Below are 13,314 nucleotides of genomic sequence, written 5' to 3' on the forward strand. Positions count from 1 at the left end.
AGTTTCTAGTTTGTTGTTGCAGTGGACGGAGCCGCGTCACGAAACCAGAAACTACAAACCAGAAACCAGAAACCAAACTTGAGGTGATCTGAAATGGACACTCTGTGGCAAGATCTGAAATTCGGCGTCCGAGCGTTACTCAAGAACCCAGGGTTCACAGCCGTCGCCGTGATAACTCTGGCGCTCGGTATAGGCGTGAACAGCACCGTCTTCAGCATAGTTAACGCATACTTGTTTCAACCGCTGCCAGTAAAGGACCCCGATCAGCTTGTCGCACTGGGGACGAAGGACAACACTTTTGAAGTCCCCTACGAAGTGTCTTATCCGAACTATGAGGACCTTCGCGATCGCACGGAAGTCTTTTCCGGCGTCATCGCGTTTCACAACGCCGTCTTCAATCTTGCGGCTGACGGTCAGCCGGAGCGGGCCTGGGCCGAGTTCGTCACCGGCAATTACTTTTCAATGCTTGGAGTCGATGCCGTCTTAGGCCGAACCTTTACCGCCGAGGAAAGCCGTGTTCCCGGCGCCGAACCGGTTGTTGTATTGAGCTTCGCTTATTGGCAGAAACGCTTCGGCGGTCAGGAGTCTGCGATCGGGCGAACGGTGAAGCTCAACGGCATTCCGTTTACGATCATTGGAGTCGCGCCCCAAAGCTTCAAGGGCACCGAGTCGCTGCTAGCTCTCGAGCTGTACGTACCGCTGGGCATGCAAGAGCGGTTTTACCCGAAGTCCGCGGGGCGGTTTGCGCGGCGAGGCGACACAGATTTGCACGTGCTTGCGAGATTGAAGCCGGGTGTCAGCCTCGATCAAGCGCGGGCTGCGGTCGACGTGCTGGCGCGCCAGCTCGAGCAGAAGTACCCGGAGACGAACAAGGCAACAAGCTTCGCGCTCGAGCTCGAGACTCACTCGAGGCCGATCATCTCGATCGCCGAATACGTCCCGCGAATCGCGGGAGTGTTCATGGCGCTGGTCGGGTTGGTGTTGCTGATCGCGTGCGCGAACGTCGCAAACCTGATGCTGGCGCGCGCGATGGCGCGGCAAAAGGAGATAGCGATCCGGCTCGCGTTGGGCGCGAGCCGCGCTCGCATAGTCCGATTGCTGCTGACGGAAAGCATATTGCTGGCGATCGCCGGCGGAATGTTCGGATGGTTGTTGTCCTTCTGGGCAATCGACTGGCTTACGAGCATACGCGTCTCGACCGACGCTCCGGTTCGGTTCGCGATCGAGCCCGACTGGCGGGTGCAAGTCTTCTCGCTCGGCATCGCCGTGTTGACCGGCTTGATCTCGGGAGTCGCGCCCGCGCTTCAAACCTCGAGCCCGAACCTGAACGAGACGCTAAAGGAAGGAGGCAGAAGCTCAGCCGCTTCAGGCCGCCGTCGGATTCGAAGCATGCTGGTCGTCGGTCAGGTAGCCGTTTCGCTGCTCATTCTGATCTGCGCCGGTCTCTTTATTCAAAGCGCCAAAAACGCGGAAAAGATCGACATGGGTTTTCGAACCGAGAACCTGTCGATGGCTTCGATGGATCCGGAAGCCCAGGGCTACGATGAAGCGCGCGGGCGGCGGTTCTTCAAACAATTGACCGTTGGGGTCGGGACTCTTCCGGGCGTCACTAACGCGAGCCTCGCCTCAACCACGCCGCTTGCTTACAACAACAGCGCTCAGGATGTCTTTTTCGAGGGCCGTCCTGCCGGGCGCGAGGAAGAAGACCGCACGACAATTTTCTGCAACACGGTTGGGCACGGATATTTTCAGACGATGGGAACGGCGGTGCTTCGAGGACGTGAGTTCACCGAGCGCGACGACGAGTCGTCGCCAAAGGTCGCGATCGTGAACGAGACGATGGCGAAGCGGTACTGGCCGGATCAGGAGGCACTGGGCAAGCGATTCGCGCTCAAGCGCGAAGGGCCATATCTCGAAGTGATCGGCGTAGTGCGCGACGGCAAGTACGTCTTCCTCGGCGAGGACCCGCGCGCGTTCTTCTACATCCCGTTTGGGCAGAACTACCGTGGAGAGATGACCATCTTTGTGCACAGCGCGGGCGACGACGCGACGGTGCTGGCCGGCGTCAGACAAGTCGTGCGCGAACTTGACCGCGATCTTCCGCTATACGACGTGAAGACGATGATGTCGCACCTGCGTGACGGCGTCGCGTTGCTGTTTGTGCGGCTGGGGGCGCGACTTGCGACTGCGTTCGGGTTGTTGGGGCTTGTGCTGGCAGTGGTCGGCGTGTACGGCGTCGTTTCTTATTCTGTCAGTCAGCGCACTCACGAGATTGGTATTCGAATGGCCTTGGGCGCCAGCGCCGGGGACGTGCTGAAGCTGGTAGTCGGGCAAGGGTTGATGCTGACGCTTTTCGGGGTGGCGATCGGGCTGGGGGCTGCGCTGATGGTAACTCGCGTGATGACAAGCTTGCTGTACGGAGTGAGCGCAACTGACCCGTTGACCTTTGCGATCATTCCGGTGCTCCTGACAGGAGTGGCTCTGGCAGCCAGTTTCATCCCCGCGCGCCGGGCGATGAGAGTGGATCCGATGGTGGCGCTTAGATATGAATAGGTTCGCGGTTCCGGGTTCCGGGTTCTGAATTCCTTGGTCAGGTGTGGACCAGAACTTGAACCCTGAACTCGGAACCCTGAACTCGCAACGTTGAAAACCCTGACCTCACATTATGGAAACTTTACTACAAGACCTGCGATACGCCATTCGAATGTTGCTCAAGAAGCCCGGCTTCACCGCCGTGGTTGTGATCACGCTGGCTCTCGGCATCGGAGCCAATACCGCCATCTTCAGCGTGGTGAACGGTGTCTTACTCCAGCCGCTGCCCTTCAAGGACGCTCATCGGCTGGTGGCGGTCAGGGCGTCCAATCCGAAGGGCTTCAACGAGCCGATTGGCGCGTCTTTTCCGGACTTCAAGGATTGGAAGGAACAGAACCAGGTTTTTCAATACATCGCGGGCTTCACCGGGCAGTCCCTCACTCTAACCGGCGAAGATGAGCCTCTGCGCGTCAGAGGGCAGAGCGTCTCGGCGGCCTTTTTTCCGATGTTGGAAGCTGAGCCGGTCCTCGGCCGCGTCTTTCTACCGGACGAAGAGAAGCGTGGCCAGGCCAAGGTTGTCGTTCTCAGTCACGGATTTTGGCAGCGTCGATTTGGCGGAGATGAGGGCATCGTGGGACGAACCTTAACCCTCGACGGTTCTCCATACACCGTAGTGGGTGTCTTGAGCCCGGGCTTTCGCTTCCTCCGCGACGTGGATCTCTGGACGCCGCTCGACGTGCCCGCGGTGCTTCAGCAAGCGCGGGGCGGGCGCTACTTGCAAGTGGTCGCGAAACTCAAGCCTGAGACGTCGCTTGAACAGGCCAGCGCGGGAATGACGACGCTTGCCCATCAGCTCGAGAGTGAATACTCGCAGTCAAACTCCGGCTGGGGCGTCAGCGTGGTGTCTTTGCAAGAGAAAGTGGTTGGCAATGTGAAGCAAGGCTTGCTGGTGCTGCTGGCCGCAGTGGGGTTCGTGCTGCTGGTCGCCTGTGCCAACGTCGCCAACCTCCTGCTGACGCGCGGGGCAACTCGACAAAAGGAGATCGCCATCCGCGTGGCGTTGGGCGCGGGCCGCCGGCGTGTGATTCAGCAGTTGCTCACCGAAAGCACTGTATTAGCCTTGCTCGGTGGAGCGCTGGGTCTGCTGCTGGCATTGTGGGGGATCGACGCGCTCCGCGCGCTGTCGCCCTCAAATCTTCCCCGCATCGAGGAGATCAGAATTGACGGCCGGGTACTCGGTTTCACACTGATTGCTACTCTGCTGACCGGGTTACTCTTCGGCTTGGCGCCGGCCCGGCAAGCCACGCGCATTGACCTGCAGGAAACCCTCAAAGAAGGCGGCCGCGGCTCGAGCATGAGCACCCGTCGTCTGTTGCGCGGCTTGCTGGTAGTCTCCGAAATAGCCCTGTCGCTGATTCTGCTCGTTGGCGCCGGCTTGATGGGTCGGAGTCTTCTCGCGTTGGTTTCTGTTGACCCCGGTTTTCGTACCGAGAATCTGACGACGATGGAACTCTCGCTCCCCCAATACAAGTATCCACAGGAACATCAGCAGGCAGCGTTTTTTCAGGAGCTTCTTGAACGTGCCGAGAGCTTACCCGGCATGCGGTCCGTGGCTCTTACAACGGCCGTTCCTCTGAGCGGTAATGAAATGAAGACCAGCTTCACCATCGTGGGTCGTGAGAGCGCCGGCAAGAATTGGGCTAACATGCAGATTGTTAGCCCGGACTATTTTCGCACAATGGCGATTCCCCTGCTGAAGGGACGGCCATTCGCGACGAGCGACGCAAAGGGCGCTCCCGATGTCGTGATTATCAACGAGATCATGGCGCGCCGGTTCTGGCCTGACCAGGACCCACTCGGAAAGCAAATTCCGTTTGGAGACTCGGGGCCCACTATCGTTGGAGTCGTTGGGAACGTCAAACACACGGGATTGCAAGAGGAGCATGAACCGGGAGTGTACTTTCCGTTTTTGCAGGCGCCCTTTAGAAGCATGGTGCTGGTGGCGCGAGCAGATTCCGAGGCCATTACTCTGGCCGTGCCGTTGCGCGCGCTGGTGCATTCCATCGACAAAGATCAACCGGTCGAGAACTTCAGCACGATGGAACAGGTCCTGTCGCGCTCAGTGGCCCAGCCGCGCTTTCTTGCGATCTTGCTGGGTGTGTTTGCGACGCTCGCGCTGGCTCTGGCGGCGGTGGGCGTCTACGGCGTGATGTCGTTTGCGGTCGCGCAGCGAACGCATGAGATGGGCATCCGCATGGCGCTGGGGGCTCAGCCTCGCGACATCTTGCGGCTCGTGCTGGGAGAGGGAATGGCGCTCGCCGTTATTGGTGTGGCGGCAGGGCTGCTGGGCTCTTTCGCCGTAACGCGGGCGATCTCGGGGATGCTCTATCAAGTGAGCGCGACCGATCCGATCACGTTCATAGTGATTTCGCTGCTTCTGACAGGAGTGGCTCTGGCAGCCAGTTTCATCCCAGCGCGCCGCGCGATGAGAGTGGACCCAATGGTCGCGCTGCGGCACGAATGAAGAAGAGGATCGAGGATAGAGGATAGAGGATAGAGAATCGAGGATAGAGAATCGAGGATAGAAGATCGAGGATAGAAGATAGAAAATCGAGGATAGAAGATGGAAGATATTCTCGATCTATACTCGATACTCGATCCTCTATCCTCGATCCTCTATCCTCGATCCTCGATCTTCTATCCTCGATCTTCTATCCGAGGTAGCGTTGACGGCCGCTGAGTGCGTGGGCGAGCATGAAAGCTACCGCCCTGATGATTAATGATGATTATGATGATTATGAAAAAACTGCTCCCGCTGATCTTGCTGCTGCTGGCGCCAAGCTTGCCCGTTGCCGTTAGCACCAACGCTTCGCATGTGGGAGCGCGGCCGTCCCAGCCGCTTCGCGCGGACAACGTGGATCCGGAGGCAGCCGGGACCGCCGCGCTCCCAGCGAACTCTTCCGGCGCAAACAGCAAAGACCGCGCGAACGACGCCGAGTTGTCGGCGCTGCGCGCGAGCCTGCAAACAAAGCTCGACGAGTTGCACCGATCAGCTTCGTTCCCGGGCGCGACGATTGGATTCGTCTTACCCGACGGAAGATCGGGCTCGGTGTCGGCGGGTCTGGCCGACGTCGAAAACAAGATCGCTCTCAAACCAACCGATCGCATGCTTGCCGGCAGCACGGCTACTCGATGCCCAACAGCCCGTTCGGTTTCGAAGGCCGGGTGATCGTCGATGGAAAGTTCGTCATCAATCCGCAAATGGAATGGACCGGCGGAGGCTTCGCTTCTACGGCCGAGGACCTCGCGCGATGGGCCAGGCATCTTTACGAAGGCGGGGTCTTGAAGAACGGCTCGCTCGATCAGATGTTGACCGGAGTCGAGGCGAACGAAGGCCGTGGCAGCGGCGCGGGAAATAAGTACGGGCTCGCGGTGCAGATAAGACCGAGCGAGTGGGGCGTCAGCTACGGGCACGAGGGCTGGTTCCCCGGATACCGGTCGGAGATGGAATATTTTCCGCGGCAGAAGATCGCGATCGCGGTTCAGTTCAACACCGACGCGGGTCGCGCGTTGAAGAAGGGACCGCGAGATTACATCGCCGACGCGATGCGTATAATCATCGGGGAGCTCGAAAAAAAGAAAGCTGCTTAAGCAGGAGAGTAGACTTAGTGAAATCCATCCGCTGGTTGATGGCGCTGGCGTCGATAGCAGTCCTGGCGCCGGCCCAATCGCTGCAACTGAGCTACGTCGCGTTGATGCACGTCACCGTGATCGATGGCACCGGAGCGCCGCCACTAACCGACGTTACGGTCATCATAGTCGGCTACCGCATTGCCCAGATTGGCAAGACCTCGGTAGTGTCCATGCCCAGCCGCGCTCGTATAGTCGATGGCAGAGGCAAGTTTCTCATTCCCGGTTTGTGGGACATGCACGCTCATCCGGATGATCCCGAATTGTGGCCGGTTAATCCTCCGCCAAAAGACAAAGAGTCGCTTCTTACCTTGCTGATCGCCAACGGCGTAACCGGCATTCGCGACATGGGCGGCGACTTGAGCCTGTTGCAGGATTGGCGCAAGAGGGCAGGCGCGGGAACGATGATTGGGCCGCACATCAAGGCGTGTGGTCCTCTGCTCGACGGGCCGAAGCCGATGTGGCCCGGCTCGACAGCGATCTCAAACGCAGATCAGGCTCGCCAGGCTGTTCGCGACTTGAAGAATGCGCGCGCCGACTTCGTGAAGGTTTACTCGCTGCTCCCGCGTGAAGCTTACTTCGCAATCGCCGATGAATCGAAGAAGCTGGGGATTCCCTTTGCCGGACACGTGCCCGATTCGGTGACGCCCGCCGAAGCTTCCGATGCGGGACAGGCAAGCGAAGAGCACCTGCTGCAAATCGTCGAGTCCTGTTCGGACCGCGATGCAGTTAAGAAGAAACTGGATGAACTGCGCGAGGCCGGAGCTTCGCCAATCGAACGCCGGCGGCCCTACATCGAGACGATGCTGGCGACCTACGACGAGAAGAAAGCCGAAGCCCTGTTCGCGAAGTTCGTCAAGAACAACACGTGGCAAACGCCTACGGTGGTCGTCTGGCAGAACAACGCTTCATTTGAAGATGATTCCGCGAAGTACGCCGAACGCCTGAAATATTTGCCGCGCTACATTCGTGAGTACTGGGACCCAAAGAACAACGCGCATCTGAAGAACCGCTCGCCGGAGCGCCTGGCCGCTGAAAAGAAGCTGGTGAAGAAGTATCTTGAAGTGATCGGTGCGATGAAGCGCGCCGGCGTCAAGCTGATGACTGGCTCTGACTTCGGCGCTAACCCGCTGCTGTTTCCGGGTTGGGGCGTTCACGATGAAATGGCGCTGCTGGTGAAAGCGGGGCTGACGCCGATGGAAGCGATTCAAGCCGCGACAAAGAACCCGACGACCTTTCTCGGACTCAACATCTCCCTGGGCACAATCGAAACGGGGAAGGTCGCCGACCTGGTGCTGCTCAACGCGAACCCGCTCGATGACATTAACAACACGCTCAAGATTGCCGGCGTATTCTTTCAAGGCAAGTATCACGACCGGCGCGCGCTCGACGAAATGCTCGCTTCGGTGGCGGCTGCGGCTGCGCGCAAATGAGAGATTGTATGAAGCTTCAAACTCTCCAGTTCAAGGCGCTGACTCCTGATCGATGGAGCGACCTCGAAGAATTATTCGGAGAACGCGGCGCGTGTGGAGGCTGCTGGTGCATGTTGTGGCGATTGAAGCGCTCGGTGTTTGAAGAACAAAAGGGCGAGCAGAACAAGACCGCGTTCAAAGCCCTTGTTGATTCCGGCAAAGAGCCGGGGATTCTCGCATACGCGAATGGCAAACCGATCGGCTGGTGCGCGCTTGCGCCGCGTGAAACGTATTCGGCCCTCGAGCGCTCTCGGGTGTTGAAGCGTCTCGATGACAAATCGGTTTGGTCGATTGTCTGTTTGTTCATCGCAAGGCCGTACAGGCGGAAAGGAGTATCGGTCGAATTGCTGAAGGCGGCGGCGGACTATGTTCGCAAGCGCGGCGGCAAGATCGTCGAAGGTTACCCGGTCGAGCCGCGCAAGGATGAGATGCCCGATGCGTTCGCCTGGACCGGGCTGGCTTCCGCGTTTCTGAAGGCGGGCTTCGTTGAATGCGAAAGGCGCTCGGAGACTCGGCCGATAATGAGATGTGAGATTAATTAATCATGCGGTTCCCTAGTGAAGGAGGGTATCCGCGCGAATCCGCCGAATCAGTGTCATCCGTGGTCTAAGCGAACTCATAGACCACCGATGAGGCGGGTTCGACGGATTCGCACTGATCCCATGCTAGCGAAACGGCTGTTCCAAGTCACTAGAACCTGGAGGAATCTTCTTAATGTTAAATCGAGTCTTTCGAACCGCAATTTTCGCGACGATCATCTGTCTGCCCATCGTGGCTTCGGCGCAGACCAAGCTGCTGCGTTTCCCAGACATTCACGGCGACAAAGTCGTCTTCACTTATGGCGGCGATCTGTGGACCGCTTCAACAGCGGGCGGAACAGCCAGTCGGTTGACCGCGCATCCGGGCACCGAAGTCTTCGGCAAATTCTCACCCGACGGGAAGTGGATTGCTTTCACCGCGCAATACGATGGAGACGAACAGGTGTACGTTATGCCGGCGACCGGCGGCGAGCCAAAGCAACTTACGTTTTATCCTGCGCGCGGGCCGCTCACACCGCGATGGGGTTATGACAATCAGGTCTACGGCTGGACCAACGACGGCAAGTCCATCGTGTTCAAATCCCTGCGCGATTCATGGACGCTTCCAGTAGCCCGGCTGTACACGGTTGCGGCAACCGGAGGTCCCGCGCAGCCGCTGCCGATGCCCGAAGCGGGTTCCGGCGCCTTTTCACCCGACGGCGCGAAGATGGTCTACTCGCCCCTGTCGCGCGATTTCAGATCGGAGAAGCGATACAGCGGCGGGCAGGCTAATCAGCTTTACATCTTCGATCTGAAAACATTCGATGCGAAAAAGATAACCGACAATCCGCGTCCGAGCCGTGATCCGATGTGGGTCGGAAACACCATTTACTTCAACTCCGATCGCGACGGCCACTTCAATCTGTATTCCTACGATGTCGCCGGCGGCAAGACTACCGCGGCGACGACGCATAAGCCCTGGGATGTTCGATGGCCGAGCGCCGGCCCCGACGGCCGCATCGTGTACGAGCTTAACGGCGAGCTTCACGTGTACGATACGAAAGCCAGGAAGGACGCGGCGCTTTCAATCACGGTGCCCGATGACGGGCTCGCTCGAAGGCCGAGCCGCATACCCGTCGCCAACTTCATTGAAGACGTTTCGCTAAGCCCGAAAGGCGAGCGCGTGCTGTTCTGTGCGCGCGGCGACATCTTCACAGCGCCCGTCGAGAAGGGGCCGACGCGCAACCTGACGCACTCATCGGGCGCGCACGACAAGTGGCCTCGCTGGTCACCGGACGGCTCGCGCATCGCGTTCATCTCAGACAAGAGCGGCGAGGAAGAGATTTTCATCGTCGCGCAAGACGGCTCGACGCCGCCCGAACAAATCACCACCGGCGGCAAGGCGTTTCGCTACGCGCCCGATTGGGCGTCGGATGGAAAGCGCATAGCGTTCGGCGACAAGGACGGCAAGATCTTTGTGGTGACGCTTGCCGATCGCAAGCTTACTCAGATTGTCGATGCTCCATTCGGCCAGATACGCGACTACACTTGGTCGCCTCGCGGCAATCATCTCGCATTCAGCATGTCCAATGACGCCGGCCTGCGCGCGATCTACATCTGGAGCGCAGGCGATGGACAGGTTCGAAAGGTCACCGACGATTTGTTCAACGCCAACAGCCCGGCCTGGGACCCGCAGGGCAACTATCTTTTCTATCTTAGCGATCGCGAATTCGCTCCGCAGATTTCTTCGATCGAGTTCAACTACGCATTGAATCGCTCAACTGGGATCTTCGCGATCGCTCTTCGCAAGGATGTGAAGAGTCCGTTCCCTCCCGAGAGCGATGAAGTGACGGTGACCAAAGACGAAGGCGACAAAAGCGACAAACCGAAGGAGCCCGAAAAAAAGGAAGCGGCGCCAAAACCTGCCGCCGACCTGATCATCGATTTCGACGGCCTCGGTTCGCGAGCCGCGCGCGTTCCAGTAGAAGCCAGCAACTACGGCGGTTTGTCGGTGAAGACTGGTCATCTTTTGTATGCAGTCGGCTCCGCGTTCTATTACGGACGGCAGGGTGACCGGACCACGTCGCTGCGCATCTATTCGATCAAAGACCGCAAGGAGACGACGCTGGTCGAAGATATGCGCGGTTACGCGCTGTCGGACGACGGTTCGAAAGTGCTCGTCGCCACGGCAGGTCCAAGCTTCAGCCTTTACGACGCCACACCGCTGGGCGAGCGGACCAAGAAGCCGGTTTCGACTGCGGGACTGGCCGTCGATCGCGTGCCCGCCGAAGAGTGGAATCAGATCTTCAACGAAGCCTGGCGGCGTTATCGCGACTTCTTCTACGTGCCCAACATGCACGGCTACGATTGGGAAGCGTTGCGCGAGCAGTACAGGCCCTTGCTCAAGTACGTCGCGCACCGCTCGGATTTGAACTACGTCATCGGCGAGATGATCTCGGAGCTGACCGTCCAGCACGCCTACGTCGAAGGCGGCGACTTCCAGATTCCGCCGCGGCCTCGCGTCGGTCTGCCGGGCGCCAGGTTCGAGCTTGATCAAAAAACCGGCCGGTTCAAGATAGCTAGAATCTTCCCGGGACAAAACGAAGAGGACATCTATCGCTCGCCGCTCACCGAGATCGGCGTGAACGTTTCAGTTGGCGAATACGTCCTTGCGATCAACGGCGAGGAACTGACCGCGGCCGATGATCCGTATCGGCTTCTTAGAAACAAGGCTGACGTTCCCGTTCAGTTGACCGTCAACAAGGAACCGACGATGACCGGCGCGCGGACGGTGTCTTATCGTCCAATCACCAATGAGAGCGATTTGATCTACCTGGACTGGGTGAACACCAATCGCCGCAAAGTGTCGGAGATGACCGGCGGCCGCGTCGGCTACATTCACGTTCCCGATATGGGAGCGCCGGGCATCCGCGAGTTCATCAAGTGGTATTACCCTCAGATCACCAGGGAAGGTCTGGTGGTCGACGTGCGCGCAAACGGCGGCGGCAACGTATCCCAGATGCTGATCGAGCGGTTGCGTCGAAAGGTGCTGGCGCTCAACTACGGACGCACCGCCGATGAGGCGAGCACCTATCCCGGCGGTGTCTTCCTCGGACCGATGGCCGCGATCCTGAACGAGAACTCCGCATCGGACGGTGACATTTTCCCGGCGATGTTTCGCGAGGCGGGACTGGGTCCGTTGATCGGGAAACGCTCGTGGGGCGGCGTGATCGGCATCGGCAACCGAGGCACGTTAATCGACGGCGGATCGATATTCGTCCCCGAGTCGGCGTTCGCAAGCGCCAAAGGCGAGTGGGTCATTGAAGGCTACGGGGTAGACCCGGACATCGTGGTCGAGAACGATCCCAAGTCGGTGATCGAGGGCAAAGACCCGCAGCTCGAACGCGCGGTGGCTGAGGTGATGAAGAAGCTGAAAGAGAAACCGGTGAAGCTGCCGCCTCGCCCCGCGGCTCCGGTCAAGACGCCTAAGCCGTGATGATTGATGCGTGATGCGTGACCGGATGGTGCTGATAAACGCGCGCTTCCACCTCATCCGGTCACGCATCACGCATCACGCATCACGACTTGTGGAGGACAATCATGAGCTCGAAAACAATTCAGATTGAGACAGTAGGAAACGTAGCCGTGCTGCGAATCGAGCGCCCGCCTGCGAACGCGATCGACCTGGCGCTTGCCGGCGAGTTTGAAAACGCATTGGCGGACATCGAACAGAGCAGCGAGATCCACGCGCTCGTACTCACCGGCGCCGGCAGTTGCTTTTCGGCGGGCCTCGATTTGAAAGTCGTGCCAACGTACGATCGAGCGCAACAACAGGCAATGGTGATGCAAGTGAATCGTCTGTTTGGAGGGCTCTACGGCTTGCCTCTGCCGACGATTGCCGCGGTGAACGGCCACGCCATTGCGGGAGGCGTTATCCTGACTCTCTGTTGCGATTACCGGATCGGAGCTGAAGGCGACTACAAACTCGGTCTCGCGGAGATGCGCGTCGGCGTGCCCTTTCCGGTCGCGGCGATGTCGATAGTTCAATCAGAACTGAGCCACCCGGTCGCACGCACAATGGTGTTGACCGCGCGCAACTCGAGCCCGCCTAAAGCGCTGTCGATGGGTGTTCTGGATGAGCTTCAACCGCCAGACCGGCTGCTGGCGCGAGCGATCGAAGTGGCTCAGAAGATGGCCGCCCTGCCGCGGACGATGTACGGCCGTATCAAACGCCAATTGCGAGCTGCCGCGCTTGCGAGGATCGAAGACGCAATCAGCAATCGAAAAGAACCGATGCTGGATTCGTGGCTCAGCGCTGAGACTCGCGAAGCCTCGGCTGAAGCATTGAAGCACGCAGACTAAGCCCCGTGCCGGAAGCTGCCTGCCGTTCTGACGGATTGTGTCGCGACTTTCTATTTTGATCCAACACCGGCGAGAAGTTGTCAGGCTAACTTCGTGCGCGAAGTTGCTCGTCGGGCGCTAGCTGGGTGCAATAGACTTCCTGCTTGAACGGCTTCAACCCGCGCTTCAGGTAGTTGGGCATCGCAGCCGGATCATCCAGCGTGCAAGTGTGCAGCCACACTCGATTGGCGCCGTCGCTCCAGGCCTGCTCGGCAGCTACGCTCAAAAGGTGTTTGCCCAATCCTCTGCCGATGAACTCCTGTATCAACCCGAAGTAGGCAATCTCGATTGATCCGTCATCGTGGCGCTCGAGTTCGAAATATCCCGCGGGTGCGCCTTCGCTGAACATCACCCACAGTGTTATCTCCGGACGCGCAAGGTGTGAGCGTATTTGTTCGTCACTCCAGGGCAACCGGTCGATCCAGTGATAGAAGCGGCCGACCTCGCTGTAGAGATAGCGAAAAAAAGAAGCCGGGCACTCGGCGACGCGCTCTGTTCGGATGCGAGGATCGTCGACGCGAGCAGGGTGGAGGTCCTCGGGCCGCTCGAGCTGAAGGTAAGTGCGAGTCACTTCGACGTCCATGTCAGAAGATATTAAACACAAAGGCTCAAAGCCACAAAGCCACGTAAGAGAACCCTTAGTGCCTTAATGTCTTTGTGGTTAAATTCCCTTGCAGGCAACGCGGCCGTGTTTCGTTCTC

At 59.0% G+C, this 13,314-nt stretch carries 8 protein-coding genes; 7 read left to right on the top strand and 1 reads right to left on the bottom strand.

Annotated features, from left to right (window positions below; genetic code table 11):
• Positions 1–93: 93 nt before the first annotated feature.
• The 7 genes from AABO57_12990 (at position 94) to AABO57_13020 (ending at position 12,574) form a co-directional block, all read left to right on the top strand.
• Positions 94–2,553 carry an ABC transporter permease gene (locus tag AABO57_12990; GenBank protein ID MEK6286649.1) on the top strand — a complete coding sequence of 820 codons (2,460 nt, stop codon included), beginning with the start codon at positions 94–96 and terminating at the stop codon, positions 2,551–2,553.
• Positions 2,554–2,665: 112 nt separating this feature from the next.
• Positions 2,666–5,056, top strand: coding sequence for an ABC transporter permease (locus AABO57_12995; GenBank protein ID MEK6286650.1), 2,391 nt, complete (start codon positions 2,666–2,668; stop codon positions 5,054–5,056).
• A 575-nt stretch (positions 5,057–5,631) separates the two neighbouring features.
• On the top strand, positions 5,632–6,183 hold the full coding sequence (locus AABO57_13000) for a serine hydrolase domain-containing protein (GenBank protein MEK6286651.1): 552 nt from the start codon (positions 5,632–5,634) through the stop codon (positions 6,181–6,183).
• Positions 6,184–6,200: 17 nt separating this feature from the next.
• The gene (locus AABO57_13005) at positions 6,201–7,655 is read left to right on the top strand and encodes an amidohydrolase family protein (protein MEK6286652.1); all 1,455 of its coding nucleotides are present in this window, start codon (positions 6,201–6,203) and stop codon (positions 7,653–7,655) included.
• 8 nt (positions 7,656–7,663) lie between these two features.
• Complete coding sequence (locus tag AABO57_13010; GenBank protein MEK6286653.1) at positions 7,664–8,236, top strand: GNAT family N-acetyltransferase; 573 nt, start codon at positions 7,664–7,666, stop codon at positions 8,234–8,236.
• A gap of 172 nt (positions 8,237–8,408) precedes the next feature.
• A complete protein-coding gene (locus AABO57_13015; protein MEK6286654.1) occupies positions 8,409–11,708 on the top strand; it encodes a S41 family peptidase in 3,300 nt (1,099 codons plus the stop codon).
• Between the two features lie 104 nt (positions 11,709–11,812).
• Positions 11,813–12,574 carry an enoyl-CoA hydratase/isomerase family protein gene (locus AABO57_13020; protein MEK6286655.1) on the top strand — a complete coding sequence of 254 codons (762 nt, stop codon included), beginning with the start codon at positions 11,813–11,815 and terminating at the stop codon, positions 12,572–12,574.
• Positions 12,575–12,659: 85 nt separating this feature from the next.
• Here the strand turns inward: AABO57_13020 and AABO57_13025 are convergent, their stop codons facing one another.
• A complete protein-coding gene (locus tag AABO57_13025) occupies positions 12,660–13,184 on the bottom strand; it encodes a GNAT family N-acetyltransferase (protein ID MEK6286656.1) in 525 nt (174 codons plus the stop codon).
• Positions 13,185–13,314 lie beyond the last annotated feature (130 nt).

It is taken from the genome of Acidobacteriota bacterium (genome assembly GCA_038040445.1).
Classification (GTDB): Bacteria; Acidobacteriota; Blastocatellia; order UBA7656; family UBA7656; genus Onstottus_A; species Onstottus_A frigus.

Coding starts and splice junctions, on each gene's coding strand:
- AABO57_12990 (MEK6286649.1), top strand. CDS start 94: ATGGACACTCTGTGGCAAGATCTGAAATTCGGCGTCCGAGCGTTACTC.
- AABO57_12995 (MEK6286650.1), top strand. CDS start 2,666: ATGGAAACTTTACTACAAGACCTGCGATACGCCATTCGAATGTTGCTC.
- AABO57_13010 (MEK6286653.1), top strand. CDS start 7,664: ATGAAGCTTCAAACTCTCCAGTTCAAGGCGCTGACTCCTGATCGATGG.
- AABO57_13015 (MEK6286654.1), top strand. CDS start 8,409: ATGTTAAATCGAGTCTTTCGAACCGCAATTTTCGCGACGATCATCTGT.
- AABO57_13020 (MEK6286655.1), top strand. CDS start 11,813: ATGAGCTCGAAAACAATTCAGATTGAGACAGTAGGAAACGTAGCCGTG.